The sequence below is a fragment of the Thermosynechococcus sp. TG215 genome (assembly GCF_031583455.1).
Lineage (GTDB): Bacteria > Cyanobacteriota > Cyanobacteriia > Thermosynechococcales > Thermosynechococcaceae > Thermosynechococcus.
In genome coordinates this window covers 1135142-1147792 of the sequence record NZ_CP134178.1, presented here as the reverse complement: position 1 = coordinate 1147792, position 12651 = coordinate 1135142, and the positions used below count along the sequence as shown (strand labels likewise).

Here is a 12651-nt window from a genome sequence, read left to right as displayed (position 1 = left end):
GTTCCAAAAGGAAATTCCAGCCGAGAGGGTGCAGCGACTCCTGCGCCTTTCCCCCCAAGATAATGCACTTACACCCCAACAGCGCTACAACCATGAACGGGATGTGAGAGTTGAGTTTGCGATGACCTATTTTGGACAACTGCCACCGTCATGGTTCCAGACTCAGATTGCCTATGCAGAATTCCTCGACTGGCTACTTGCTAGGCTAGGCTTAGGTAATGTTTAGAGCAGCGGATCATGAGTCTTCTTGGCAATATCATTTGGTTGATCTTTGGCGGCTTCCTGACGGGCATTGGCTATATGCTGGGCGGTGTGACGCTGTGCCTGACGATCATTGGCATTCCCTTTGGGATTAAAGCGATTCAACTGGGTTGGAGTGCTCTATTGCCCTTTGGAAAGCAAATTGTTGAAGCGCCCGATGCCAACAGCACCCTAACGATGATCTTTAATATCCTGTGGCTTTTGGTTGTGGGCTGGGGCATTGCCCTCAATCACCTCTTTTGGGGGTTGCTCTTGGCGGTGACGATTATTGGCCTGCCCTTTGCGCAGCAGCATTTCAAGCTGATGATTTTAGGATTACTGCCCTTTGGCCGTGAGTTGAAGTGATTACCAGTAATGGGGGGCTAGGGTGCCCCCTCGATGCTTACGCAAGCTTCAATTGCTGCAACGCAGACTGAAGCGGAAACAGATTGGGTCAGCCAACTGGAAGAAGATTCAACAGAAAGTGGCAAAGCTGCATGAACAGATTGCCCGCACCCGCAGGGACTTTCACTAGCGGGATGAGCGTCACTTGAGGATGCCAAAGTAGTAGGCGGCAACCAAGAAGTTAATGGCCAACAGCAGCACAGCCCAAAAGGTACGGAAAGCGTAGGTGGGTTTTGCAGATTTTGTTGCCATAGTTGACATCCTCTGGATAGGAAACGGCAATCCTATTATACGCCGATAGTCTCCTGTATGCCGAGGGCGACGTGATATACTGCAAATCAAACCTAGCCGCGAGCTAGACTGCCTAGGGTATCAAAAAATAATCTAAAGCCCAAGATTGGTCTAAAGGTTGCTAGAGTATATTTTTAAGGCTACAGATTCGTTATAAGGGTTCTGTTTATGTCCAGTGCATTGTCCGTTACAGATACCACCTTTGAAGAAGAAGTATTAAATAGTGATATTCCTGTACTGGTGGACTTTTGGGCGCCTTGGTGTGGACCCTGTCGCATGGTGGCTCCCGTTGTTGACGAAATTGCCAATGAGTATCAGGGCAGGGTCAAGGTTGTCAAGGTGAATACCGATGAAAACTCTAAGGTGGCCACCGACTACGGTATTCGCAGTATCCCAACACTGATGATTTTCAAGGGCGGTCAAAAGGTGGATATTTTGGTGGGTGCAGTACCCAAAACCAAAATTGAAGCAACCCTTGCCCAGTTCCTCTAAGCTGGATACGCCCCTACTGCTATGGTTCCTGTTGAGCCAGCGATCGTCATCCATGTCAATGGCACTCCTTGCACCCTGAGGCGATCGCTCTCGATTCTAGAACTCTGTGACCTGCTCAACATTCACCCCCGCCTTGTTGCCATTGAATACAATGGTGAGATTTTACATCGGCAGTTTTGGGAAACCACTTATGTGCAGGCGGGCGATCGCTTGGAAATTGTCACGATTGTCGGTGGCGGCTGATGCGCGGGTGGCGATGGCCTCTAATTGCGCTACTGGTTTGTCTATGCACCCTCAGCCTCGGAAGCTGTGCTGGCCTAATTACGCCGCGTGGCAACCAATTGGTGACCGCCGTCACCTCAGACCCAAAAACCTTTAACTATGCCCTGAGCCAAGAGTCCCCCAATGTCTTTAGCTACCTTTATACAGGGTTAATTCAAGAAAATGGCCTCACGGGTGAGCTGGAGCCAGCCCTCGCTGAATCTTGGCAAATTAAGCCTGAAACCCTCGAGATTGTCTTTCAACTCAAGCCGAATCTGAAATGGTCGGATGGGATGCCCCTCACCAGTGAGGATGTGGTCTTCACCTACAATGAGATCTATTTCAATCCTGAGATTCCCACCAGTAGCCGCGATATTCTCCGTATTGGCCAGAAGGGGCTGCTGCCCGAAGTGACCGCCCAAGGCGATCGCCAAGTGACGTTTAAGCTCCCTGAACCCTTTGCGCCGTTTTTACGCAATACTGGCTTGCCGATTTTACCCGCCCATCTGCTGCGGCAAGCGGTACGAGAACGGGATAGCCAAGGGCGATTGAAGTTTTTGTCCATGTGGGGAACTGATACGGATCCGCGGCAGATTGTGGGGAATGGCCCTTTTGTCATGGATCGCTATGTGAATAGCCAGCGGTTGATTTTTCGGCGCAATCCCTTCTACTGGCGATCGCCCCTGCCCCATCTGGAACGCTTTATTTGGCAAATTGTGGAATCCACCGACACCGCCATGCTGCAATTTCGCTCGGGCGGTCTGGATCTATTTGCCGTCACCCCTGAGATGTTTTCCCTCCTCAAGCGGGAAGAAAAGCGCGGCCAGTTTCGCATCTACAACAGTGGGCCGAGTCCCAATACCCTTTTCCTTTCCTTTAATCTCAATCGCGGTCGCCGCAATGGCAAGCCCCTTGTGGATCCCGTGAAGTCCGAGTGGTTTAACGATGTGCGGTTCCGTCAGGCAGTGGCCTATGCCCTCGATCGCCAGCGGATGATTAACAACATCTACCAAGGCCTAGGGGCGCCCCAACACTCAACGATTCCCGTACAAAGCCCCTTTTACTTCTCCCCAGAGCAGGGACTGCCCACCTACCGTTACGATGTGGCCAAAGCCAAGGCATTACTGCAAGAGGCAGGCTTCCGCTACGACAATCAAGGTCGCCTCTTTGACGCTCAAGGGAACCGCGTCCGCTTTTCACTGATTACCAATGCGGGCAACAAAATCCGTGAGGCGATAGCGACACAAATTCAGCAGGACTTGGGGGCGATCGGCATGCAGGTGGATCTGCAATTTTTGGCCTTTGGCACCCTCGTGGATCGTCTCTCCAATTCCCTAGAGTGGGAAGCCCATATCCTCGGTTTTACGGGGGGTGGCAATGAACCCAATAGCGGTGCCAATATCTGGCGCGTGGATGGCCTTTTGCATACGTTCAATCAGCAACCGGCACCCAACCAACCGCCGATCACGGGTCGAGTGGTGGCCGACTGGGAGCAGCGCATTAGTGATCTCTATGTGCAGGGAGCACAGGAACTCAATCTAGAACGCCGCAAGCAAATCTACGCCGAAGCCCAGCGGCTGGCTCAGGAATATCTCCCCTTTATCTACTTGGTGAATCCCCTCTCCCTCACGGCTTTTCGCAATCATGTGGTGGGCGCGAATCCCACGGCGCTGGGGGGTGCCCTGTGGAATCTCGATGAACTGAAAGTGGAAATGGCAGCCATGGATTAGGCCTCTTCGGGTTTGGTCTCCGGTGGCACTTCGGTTCGGTTGTCTGCGGCTAACTGTACCTTGGCCTGTTGCCATAGGGCTTCCAGTTCTTCTAGGGTGTAAGTTTCAAGGGGGCGATCGATGGCCGCCTCAATACACTCCAAGCGTTGGATAAAGCGTTGGTAGGTTTGTTGCAGGGCATTCACAGGATCTAGTTGGCACCAGCGGGCAAGGTTAATCACACTAAAGAGCAGGTCTCCCAATTCCGCAGCCTGTTGCTCGGCATTCCCTTGTAGAAGCGCCTCCTGAAACTCCGCCAGCTCCTCGTAAAATTTCTCCCATGCACCGCTAATGGTTGGCCAATCTAGGCCAGCGCGACTGGCTCGCTCACCAATTTTCATACCCGCCATCAGGGGGGGCAGGGTACGGGCATAGCGTTGCAGCTTTTGACTCAGGGGGAGGCGGTCTTCAGTCCCTTTTTCAGCCGCTTTGATTTGCTCCCATTGATCGCGCACCTCTTGCGCAGTGGTGAGTGCCACTTCACCAAAGACATGGGGATGGCGGCGGATCAGCTTATCGGTAATCCCTTGAATAACTTGGGCGAGGGTAAATTGATCGGCTTCTTGAGCCAGTTGACTCTGGAGCACGACTTGCAGCAACAGGTCTCCCAATTCTTCGGCGATCGCCCCGGTGTCTCCCTCCTGCAGGGCATGGACGACTTCATAGGCCTCCTCAAGGACATAGGGAATCAGGCTGGTTGGCGTTTGCTGCAAATCCCAAGGGCAGCCTCGCTCAGGATGGCGCAGTTCTCGAACCACGTCAATCAAGCGTTGAAATTGAATCAGTGCCTCTGGTAGGGGGGGTGGCACATACAGTTGTAGCGGGCAGGTGGCCTCTGTTAGTTCTGCCAATTCGCCAAGGGTGAGGAGTGTGCTCTGGTGTTGGGCGTCAATGAGTGTCAAGGGTGTCTCTAAAGGCCAGTGGTGGCGGAGGTGGTGTGCTAAGCGGTGGGCGATCGCCAGCGTCGGAATCTCCGTAATCAGACCCCCTTCAGGCAATTCTGTTGCTTCTGCCAAGACAGTTGCCGCCGACAAAACAGTTAAGGACATGGCCATAGGCGCAATCACTGGACGCTGCATCACGATTGTTTGCCTATCATCGCCAATTTCCTGATGTTCTTGCTAGGGGTCTCCCAAATGTTGCCCGTCAGGTGGCTGCCCTTGGGGTCAATTGAAAGGAGATAAACTAAGTGTAACGAAACATTTCTTTAGGCTAATCATGGCAGATTTTCTGTTGCGAGCAACGGCTGCGGCTGAAGGCATCCGTGCCGTGGGCGTCATTACCACTCAACTCACCGATGAAGCCCGCCAACGCCACCAACTCTCCTACGTTGCCACGGCTGCTTTGGGACGAACCATGGCCGCTGGCTTAATTCTCGCCTCTAGTTTCAAACAGCCCCAAGCACGGGTGAATGTGCGCATTCAAGGCAATGGCCCCCTAGGAACGGTTTTCGCGGATGCGGGTGCCGATGGCACGGTTCGCGGCTATGTGCAGTATCCCAGTGTTGAACTGCCCCCCAATGCCAAGGGCAAACTGGACGTGGGTGCGGCAGTGGGGCGTCAGGGGTATCTCTACGTCATCCACGATCTTGGCTACGGCTATCCCTATTCCAGTACGGTGGAGCTTGTCTCCGGGGAAATTGCCGAAGATGTCACCTACTACCTCGCCACTTCAGAGCAAACCCCCTCAGCCCTGATGTTAGGCGTTTTTGTTGAAGAGGCCGGGGTGACTGCCGCCGGTGGGTTGATGTTACAGGTGCTACCCAAAGCTGCCAATGATGAACACCTGATCGCCACCCTTGAAGAACGGGTGGCCAATCTCAAGGGCTTTACACCCCTGCTACAGGCGGGGCGGACACTGCCAGATATCTTTCAGGAACTCCTTGGGGATATGGACTTGCAACTCTTGCCCCAACGGCAAATGGTGCGCTTCCACTGTGGCTGTTCCCATGAACGGATGCTAGCGGCACTCAAGCTCCTAGGGGAGGCAGAATTAAAGGATATTCTAGCCACAGAGGCGAAGGCGGAAGCCACCTGTCAGTTCTGTAATGCTGTCTATTGGGCGGATCAGCCGATGTTGGAACAGTTGATTGCGGAGTTGGCCACTGCCTCAGTCTAAACCCTTGTTTCTGAGGAGTTTGCGTCATGTCCAGTGTGGTTGCGACTGCCCAACCCCCGTTGCATTTTCTCCCCCAGCGGTTTAGCTATCCAGTTTGGTGGACGGCGGCACGGCTCCTGCCCTTTTACATCCGCTACGGCCTTGGTCTCAATCGGGTGGAAGGGGTGAATGTCGAGACCCTTGCCCGTTATTACGAGCAGTTTCAGCGGGGACAGGTGCGGCTCCTCATTGCCTTTCGCCATCCTTGTACGGATGATCCTTTGGTGATGGGCTATTTGATGTGGCATCTATTGCCGCAAACAGCACGGCGGCTGGGCATTCGCTTGCGTCACCCCACGAATGGTTATTTTCTCTACGATCGCGGGATTCCCCTCTGGGCAGGGGAGCAAATTGGTTGGCTCTTCTCACGGTTGGGGGGGATTTCCATCATGCGCGGCAAGCTCGATAGCCAAGCCCTGCGATCGGCACGGGAGTTACTCTTGGAGGGACGATTTCCCCTAGCAGCAGCGCCGGAGGGGGCAACGAATGAACACAATGAACTGGTCGCACCTTTAGAGCCGGGCGTGGCACAACTGGGATTTTGGTGTCTGGAAGATTTGACGAAGGCGGGGCGATCGCTCCCTGTGGTCATTCTCCCCGTTGGCATTCAGTACAGCCTCAGTCAGCCCTCTTGGGAACGCATGGCCATGCTGATGGCACAACTGGAGAACCGCCTTGGCTGCCCCACCAATTCTCAGAGTACCGAACCGCAGGACCTCTACCGCCGCCTGCTCAATTTAGCGATGCACCTGCTGGATCGCCTAGAGACCTTTTATGCCACGTCCTACCGCCAAGATTTTCCCGAACTGCCCCCCTTTGACTCCCCCAATGCCGAATTGGCAGCACGGATTCAGCGACTCCTCAACAGTGCCCTTGTAGTGGCAGAGTCCTACTTTGGTCTTAAGGCCAGTGAAGATTTTGTGAGTCGCTGCCGACGGATTGAACAGGCCGCTTGGGAACGGATGTTTCGCGGTGATTTGGCACAACTGTCTGCCGTAGAGCGCTGTTTAGCCGATTGGTTGGCCGAGGAAGCCAATGTGCGATTACGTCATATGCGTCTTGCGGAGCGATTTACCTCGATTACGGGTAGCTATATCCGTGAGAAATTCACGATTGATCGCTTTGCCGATGTGGCACTGATCCTCTGGCGGACGTTTGATTGGTTAGAGGGAAAAAGCCCCAATGTGAATCGCTTGGTGGGCTTGCGGCAGGTGCGCCTCAGTGTCGGAGACCCCCTCAATTTAGAGAGCTATTGGCCGCTGTATCGTCGCGATCGCCAAGGGGCACGACAGGCCGTTAAGGAAGTCACTGACCAGATTCGCCAGCAATTTGAAGCGCTAATTGTGCCTACGGATTCTTAGAGGGATTCAAGCCAAACACAGGAGCGATCGCCCCTCTTGAAGCTGCTGCAGTGCCCTCAAAAGATCACTCGTCAGTTCTTGGGCAGCACTTTTGGGGTGGGTAACATTGTAATTGCCCGTACTCAAGGGAGCACCAATGATCACCTTGACCTCGCTTCCCCACTGCGGATAGGGCTGAGCATAATCGAGTAAAATCGGCAGAATCTGGATCGCTTCTTGACAGCGCTGAGCTGCCTGAAGGGCTAAACGCGCCAAGCCCGGCTTTAGGGGATGAATCTGGCGATCGCGAAAGATATTGCCCTCAGGAAAGACCACCAAGGCCTGTCCCCGCCGCAGGAGTTCCACACCTGTCCGCAAGGCACTCACCGAAGGCGCTTGGGTATTGACGGGAAAACCACCACACTGACCAATTACCCAGCCTTGCAGTCCCAGCATTTCATCGTGGGAGACCATGTAGTAGAGGTCGCGTCCACTCACCCGCCGTCCCGTCACATAGGGAATAATGAGCGCATCCCAACGGGAACGATGGGTGGGTGCCAAGATCACGGGCCCCCTTTTGGGTATCTGCTCCTGCCCTTGCACCTCAAGGGTACGAAAATAGCGCCGCAGGACAATATCCCCCACCAGACGGTACATCAGGGGAGTGAGGAGAGGCGAAATGTGGGGGAATGAAGACTTGACAGAATCTAGCATCAGGCGTGAAGAGTGAACCGGCTGTGACACACAAAGACTAGCCTCGGGCGATCGCCCCAATCTGGCTAGGGATGGCGAACCAGTTCGCAAATTGGCAAATTGAGTTCCAGTGAGTTATTGGCTTAGTTATTGGCAATACTCAGAATCCAAGTCCCGATATAACGCATCAGGGGAATATCGCCGGGGGAGCCAATGCGCGCATTGAAGTAGTACATCCCGCCATGATTGGGATTGCGCACATTGTTGAGGATCACTTGCACGGGCGTGCCTGCGGGAATGACCTCTGCGGGTACGATGTCAATGACGCGGTTATCGCGGTCAAGGGACACCTCCGCTAGTTCAATTTTTTGGCCAAGATTACGGCGGAATTGAAAAAAGCGATTCCCGCGATCGCCCCCCACCCGTACCTCGATACCCCTAGGATCAATAATGCCGTTGTAGTAATCGGGATAAGTAATGTTAATGCGATTAATCGCGACTTTTTGTTCACCCAAGCGCAGCCAGTAGCGATCGCCCATAAAGCCGGGCGTACCGTTTTCTAAATGGTACTGGAGTTGCTGCCGTCCACTGGGACCATCTCCCCAAGTGAAGGTAAAACCCTGATTGACTTGGGCTCGCACAAGGGCAGGGGTCACAAGACCAAGACTACACCCCAACAGAATCAGAACCGGTAGGAAACGCTTCACCATAGACAACCCTATTACGACACACCACAGATACCTGACTTTCAGACGGGGAGGATTCGCTCAACGTTCCCCTACGGATCAGTCTGCTTAGTATCCTAACGGCAAAGACTCACCATTGCGAAGAAAAACTAAACTTTATTGAGAGATTTTTACTTAATTGCTGGTTTGCTGCACCAACTGAGCAAAGAATCCCCCCCGGCTGGCGACACTGGAGGGGGCATCCTTATCGGCCATCTGTACGGCCACAATTTCTGAGGTGAGGACAGTTAACTTCTTGCCCACTTGGCGATCGCACGTCAGTTCGAGGACAGTCGGGGTGCCACTGGCCATCGCCTGCTGAATTTGCTGATAGACTGCTGTCGCTGCGGCACTTTCCTTGCGTTCAATGCTCACGGGCATGGGGACATGACGCAGAATTAAATCAATCGTGTACATTGCGTTCTTTAATCACTCAGGCTAGGTTCGTATATTCTTCACTGTAAAACGCTGTGGCCAGAAAATCATCGGTGACTCAACGTACTTGTCCACTGTTGGTGGAGCGATCGCAATAGGGGCACATCCACATAGGTGGTCCAGCCCACTTCACCGCGAATCACTTGAAAGGGGTAGTCGGGTTCCCCTAAGCAATCCAAGACAAGCGCTGCATCCCGAAAATCATGATCCTTGGTGTAGTCGGTGATCGTGATAATGGTCGCTAGGCGACTGGCGGTGGCTGCCTGAATCCCATTGGCGGAATCCTCAAAGGCAAGGCACTCTTGGGGCGAGAGGCGCATTCTTTCAAGGGTGTAGAAGTAAATATCGGGCGCAGGTTTCTTGGCGGGCACCACATCCCCAGCGGCAATCACCTCAAACCAACTGACGCCATCAGCAGCAAGGGCATTTTCAAGGAGTGCGGTGACATTGGCAGGGGTGGTTGTGGTGGCGATCGCTAAACGTAATCCTGCTTCACGGGCTTCAGTGAGCAGCCGTTTCACCCCCGGCCGCAGGGGAATCGCCCCTTCTGCCAATAGCTCCGTATAGTAGCGGGTCTTCGCCTTGTGCAGGTCGGCAATCAGGGCATCCAAATTTTGGGGACGTGGCCAATCGGGACGAAAGCGATCAAGGTAATACTTCATGCGCTCCTTACCCCCCGCCACCGCCAGCAGTTGACCATAGAGGGGAATATCCCACTCCCAATCTAGGCCTGCCGCAGCAAAGGCTTTATTGAAGGCAATGCGATGGCCATCCCGCTCAGTGTCCGCCAAGGTGCCATCCACGTCAAAAATCAGGGCGTTGAGGTGAGCCATAGAGGGTTTTTACTCTACCCCTTTTAGGGGAAAACTTAATGGAATGACTGTAATTTTACCAGTCGTGCTCGCACTGCCTGATGATTGCCCACGGGTTCACGGAAGTGCCAAGTTTCCTCAGGGCCAAGGCCATAAACCTGTACCGAAACGGCGCCGACCCGCTGCCCTGCCTTGTCAAAAAGTTCAAAGTCCGCCTGAATCATGCGCAAGTGCTCTTCACTGTAGTTTTTCAGAACGCCCACAATAAACGGTGCACCGCCCTCGATGTGCCACTTAAAATCGGCCATAGTGACGCCTTGTTGCGCAAGGGTACCGCCAATCAAGTGCTGCATGCGTTGCTGTTGCTGCCACTGACCGAGATGATAGCTAAAGATCACTAGTAAACTCACAACCCCAGCGGCGATCGCGACCACCCACGGAGCCGAGGAAGCATACACAGGGGCAGCTAGGGCTGGGTTGGGGGGGCGTAGATCAATGACCTCTTCCCAATCGGGTTTAGGCGAACCTTGAATGCGGCCAATAATTTTAATGCGAGCAATATCGTCGAGGTGAAACTGTCCCAAGCGGGATTTGAGGAGATCCACCAAGGCAGAATAGTGGGCAACGGTGCCGGGGGGCTTATTCAAAACAATGTTTAATTGGTTGCGAAACTGATTGACTTGAACCACAACGGCATGTTCTGAAAGCACATCCTGAAGGATTTCGCGAATTTGCTCAACTTGTAGTAGCCCCATGCCCGCAACCCCTACCCTGTGGCAACAGAATGACTGCTGGGAAACCTGTACCTACCGATGGTAAACCTACCGTTCTATGTGCCAGTGTACACAAAGTCCCAGTGATACCAATCTGTGAATTCACGGTATTTTACAGGTACGGTTCGCAGGCCGACAGCGATCGCAATGGCCACAACGCAATCCCCCTGCCTCAGTGGCAAAACCAAAGGCTTGGAGGAGAAACTGCCAGCGGCAGCCGCGGTGATAGAGAAACTCTTGCATCAACTGTTCTTGAGTGTCTTTGGGCGGCGGTGGCACCTGTGCTAAGGGTTGACGGCAATAGTGAAAAGGGTCTTGCCAGCGGAGTGCCCCCTGTTGATGCAGTAATGCTAGGGTCAGTTCCACCTCAGGAAAGTGTTGTCGCAGTTGCGGAAGATTACCCCTGAGGGGCAGATGCGTCTGAAGTGCCATGGCGCGATTGTAAGTATCTTGACTTTGGCGCTGAAAAAAGTGCCAACGCTGTTGATCTTCGCGATCTAAACCCCAGCGATCGCTCACCAAGGCCAGTGCCTGTGCTGGTTGGCCATCTCGCCCAGCGCGTCCCACCTCTTGGAGGTATTCACTGAGTTGCAGGGGTGGCTGATAGTGGCAAATCCAACACACATTGGGTTTATTCACCCCCATACCAAAGGCATTGGTACAGACCACAAAGGGTAGCTTATCCTGCAACCAATCGCTCTCAATTTGGCGTCGCTGTGCTGCCGGCAGTCCGCCATGGTAAGCGGTGGTGCGGTACCCCTGCTCCTGAAGCCAAGTGGCCAAGGTTTCACAGTCGCGGCGAGTGCGGGCATAGATCAAGCCTGAGGTTCTGCTCTGCTGCTTGAGAAATTGCTGGAGACAATGGCGGCGATACCCCCGACTCCACACAGAGCGTACGGCTAAATGGAGATTGGCACGATAGGGGCTGTGAATGATCTGCACAGGCTGCTCTAGACCTAAAACCTCAATGAGGGTGCGTTGGGCATTGGGATCGGCGGTAGCAGTAAAAGCAGCGATCGCCAGCCGGGGGTGCAGCGGTTTACATTGGCGCAGGGCAGGCCGCACCGTTCCCAAGCGACGATAAACGGGTCGAAAGCGATCGCCCCACTGTACAAGGCAATGGGCTTCATCCACAATCAAGCCATTGAGTTGAATCGGTGCTGCACAGAGGCACTGCCAAAGGGGGGTGGAAAATAGGGACTCCGGCGAAAGATACAGCAGGCGGTAGTGGGTTAGGCGCGAGAGAATCTGGCGGCGTTGGCAGCTGGGCAGTTCACTATGATAGGCTGCTGCCGCAAGACCCCGTTGCCGCAATTCAGTGATCTGATTTTCCATGAGGGCAAGCAGCGGCGAGATCACCAGCGTCAATCCGCCCTGAAGCACTGCTGGCAATTGAAAACAAAGACTTTTGCCCGCTCCGGTAGGGAGGACAATTAAGGCATCCCGCCGTTGTAAGAGTGCCGTCATCACCTCTGCTTGAGGCGATCGCAACTCAGAATAGCCCCAGTATTGTTGTAGGGCGGCCTGTATGAGATCTAAATCGGCATCCGGCATTGCACTGGCTTAAGCCTTGATGAGAAGTCTCAGCGTTGCAAAAAGCGGCACAGTCTTCTGGGAACAGCAAGAGGAGTGAATTTAGAATAATTTTAAGCAAGAAATCCTAGGATGCCTAAGACCCTTTAGGCCTATCACTGTTGCCGAAGTGTAAAACGCTTATGGAGATGAACCTATGGGCATGAAATTTGTGCCGCTGGTGTGCGTGGCAATGTTGGCAGCGGTGGTCGCTCCGGCAACTGCCCAAAGCCGCCGCCAACCCATCAATCCCCAACAATTTCCTGTCAGTCAGCCCACCTTGCCGCAGGCTTTTGATCGTATTGATGGCAGTCAGGGGTACTGGCAAGATGATTCGATCGCTGGCGACGCGGCCTTTACGTTTGGGCTTCCCACCTATCGGGATAATGACATTGTGAATCGGGCACGGCGGATCAACTACGTTTCTACGGATGCGTGGTATCAGCAAAGCAATCAACCCCCTGTGCGCACCCGTGATCTTGATAGTCCCTTCTGTACCTCGATGTACGGTACGCCCTTTCCCTGCAATTTGATGGTGGAGTCGCCACTGCCGCCGCCGCAACAACCCTTCTTTGCCCCCCCACCCCCCCCAGCGGTGATGCCAGCTCCGCCGGTACGTGCCCTGTATTAAACGCAGTGAAAAACATGAAGGATTGGGGGCACTGCCCCCTTTTTTGGTGTTTAAG

Annotated in this window: 15 protein-coding genes; 7 read left to right on the top strand and 8 right to left on the bottom strand. The window is 53.9% G+C overall.

The window, feature by feature from the left end; all coding sequences use genetic code 11:
• Nucleotides 1–237: 237 nt before the first annotated feature.
• Nucleotides 238–606, top strand: a complete 369-nt coding sequence (locus tag RHJ02_RS05335) for a YccF domain-containing protein (protein ID WP_206201395.1) — start codon at nucleotides 238–240, stop codon at nucleotides 604–606.
• A 180-nt stretch (nucleotides 607–786) separates the two neighbouring features.
• Here RHJ02_RS05335 and psaX read toward each other — a convergent pair whose 3' ends face one another.
• Nucleotides 787–897: a photosystem I protein PsaX gene (gene psaX, locus RHJ02_RS05330; RefSeq protein WP_081711791.1), complete on the bottom strand. Its 111-nt coding sequence runs from the start codon at nucleotides 895–897 to the stop codon at nucleotides 787–789.
• A 207-nt stretch (nucleotides 898–1104) separates the two neighbouring features.
• Here psaX and trxA point away from each other — a divergent pair, with 207 nt between their 5' ends.
• Genes trxA through RHJ02_RS05315 form a run of 3 tightly spaced genes read left to right on the top strand, consistent with a single transcriptional unit; the run spans nucleotide 1105 to nucleotide 3419 of the window.
• Nucleotides 1105–1428, top strand: coding sequence for a thioredoxin (gene trxA, locus RHJ02_RS05325; RefSeq protein WP_310438425.1), 324 nt, complete (start codon nucleotides 1105–1107; stop codon nucleotides 1426–1428).
• Nucleotides 1429–1449: 21 nt separating this feature from the next.
• Nucleotides 1450–1671 carry a sulfur carrier protein ThiS gene (thiS, locus tag RHJ02_RS05320; protein WP_310438426.1) on the top strand — a complete coding sequence of 74 codons (222 nt, stop codon included), beginning with the start codon at nucleotides 1450–1452 and terminating at the stop codon, nucleotides 1669–1671.
• A complete protein-coding gene (locus tag RHJ02_RS05315) occupies nucleotides 1671–3419 on the top strand; it encodes an ABC transporter substrate-binding protein (protein WP_302679040.1) in 1749 nt (582 codons plus the stop codon). Before thiS ends, RHJ02_RS05315 begins: the two co-directional genes overlap by 1 nt.
• Here RHJ02_RS05315 and mazG read toward each other — a convergent pair.
• Nucleotides 3416–4537 carry a nucleoside triphosphate pyrophosphohydrolase gene (gene mazG, locus RHJ02_RS05310; RefSeq protein WP_310800573.1) on the bottom strand — a complete coding sequence of 374 codons (1122 nt, stop codon included), beginning with the start codon at nucleotides 4535–4537 and terminating at the stop codon, nucleotides 3416–3418. The genes RHJ02_RS05315 and mazG overlap by 4 nt on opposite strands.
• 139 nt (nucleotides 4538–4676) lie before the next feature.
• Between mazG and hslO the strand changes: the two genes are divergently transcribed.
• Together hslO and RHJ02_RS05300 are read left to right on the top strand one after the other, a co-directional pair.
• Nucleotides 4677–5576 carry an Hsp33 family molecular chaperone HslO gene (gene hslO, locus RHJ02_RS05305; RefSeq protein WP_206201392.1) on the top strand — a complete coding sequence of 300 codons (900 nt, stop codon included), beginning with the start codon at nucleotides 4677–4679 and terminating at the stop codon, nucleotides 5574–5576.
• A 26-nt stretch (nucleotides 5577–5602) separates the two neighbouring features.
• Nucleotides 5603–6976 carry a 1-acyl-sn-glycerol-3-phosphate acyltransferase gene (locus RHJ02_RS05300; protein ID WP_206201391.1) on the top strand — a complete coding sequence of 458 codons (1374 nt, stop codon included), beginning with the start codon at nucleotides 5603–5605 and terminating at the stop codon, nucleotides 6974–6976.
• Nucleotides 6977–6982: 6 nt separating this feature from the next.
• Here the strand turns inward: RHJ02_RS05300 and RHJ02_RS05295 are convergent, their stop codons facing one another.
• From RHJ02_RS05295 to RHJ02_RS05270, 6 genes are all read right to left on the bottom strand, one after another.
• Nucleotides 6983–7669 (bottom strand): 1-acyl-sn-glycerol-3-phosphate acyltransferase, encoded by a 687-nt coding sequence (locus tag RHJ02_RS05295; RefSeq protein ID WP_302679039.1) that lies wholly within the window; start codon nucleotides 7667–7669, stop codon nucleotides 6983–6985.
• Between the two features lie 122 nt (nucleotides 7670–7791).
• Nucleotides 7792–8358 (bottom strand): DUF2808 domain-containing protein, encoded by a 567-nt coding sequence (locus RHJ02_RS05290; RefSeq protein ID WP_206201389.1) that lies wholly within the window; start codon nucleotides 8356–8358, stop codon nucleotides 7792–7794.
• A 150-nt stretch (nucleotides 8359–8508) separates the two neighbouring features.
• A complete protein-coding gene (locus RHJ02_RS05285; RefSeq protein ID WP_206201388.1) occupies nucleotides 8509–8790 on the bottom strand; it encodes a hypothetical protein in 282 nt (93 codons plus the stop codon).
• A 65-nt stretch (nucleotides 8791–8855) separates the two neighbouring features.
• Complete coding sequence (locus RHJ02_RS05280) at nucleotides 8856–9641, bottom strand: HAD family hydrolase (protein ID WP_310800541.1); 786 nt, start codon at nucleotides 9639–9641, stop codon at nucleotides 8856–8858.
• 35 nt (nucleotides 9642–9676) lie between these two features.
• Nucleotides 9677–10375, bottom strand: coding sequence for an FxLYD domain-containing protein (locus RHJ02_RS05275; protein ID WP_310744917.1), 699 nt, complete (start codon nucleotides 10373–10375; stop codon nucleotides 9677–9679).
• A 120-nt stretch (nucleotides 10376–10495) separates the two neighbouring features.
• Complete coding sequence (locus RHJ02_RS05270; protein WP_310800540.1) at nucleotides 10496–11947, bottom strand: RecQ family ATP-dependent DNA helicase; 1452 nt, start codon at nucleotides 11945–11947, stop codon at nucleotides 10496–10498.
• A 175-nt stretch (nucleotides 11948–12122) separates the two neighbouring features.
• On the opposite strand from RHJ02_RS05270, the gene RHJ02_RS05265 reads away from it, so the two are divergent.
• The gene (locus tag RHJ02_RS05265; RefSeq protein ID WP_206201384.1) at nucleotides 12123–12596 is read left to right on the top strand and encodes a hypothetical protein; all 474 of its coding nucleotides are present in this window, start codon (nucleotides 12123–12125) and stop codon (nucleotides 12594–12596) included.
• Nucleotides 12597–12651 lie beyond the last annotated feature (55 nt).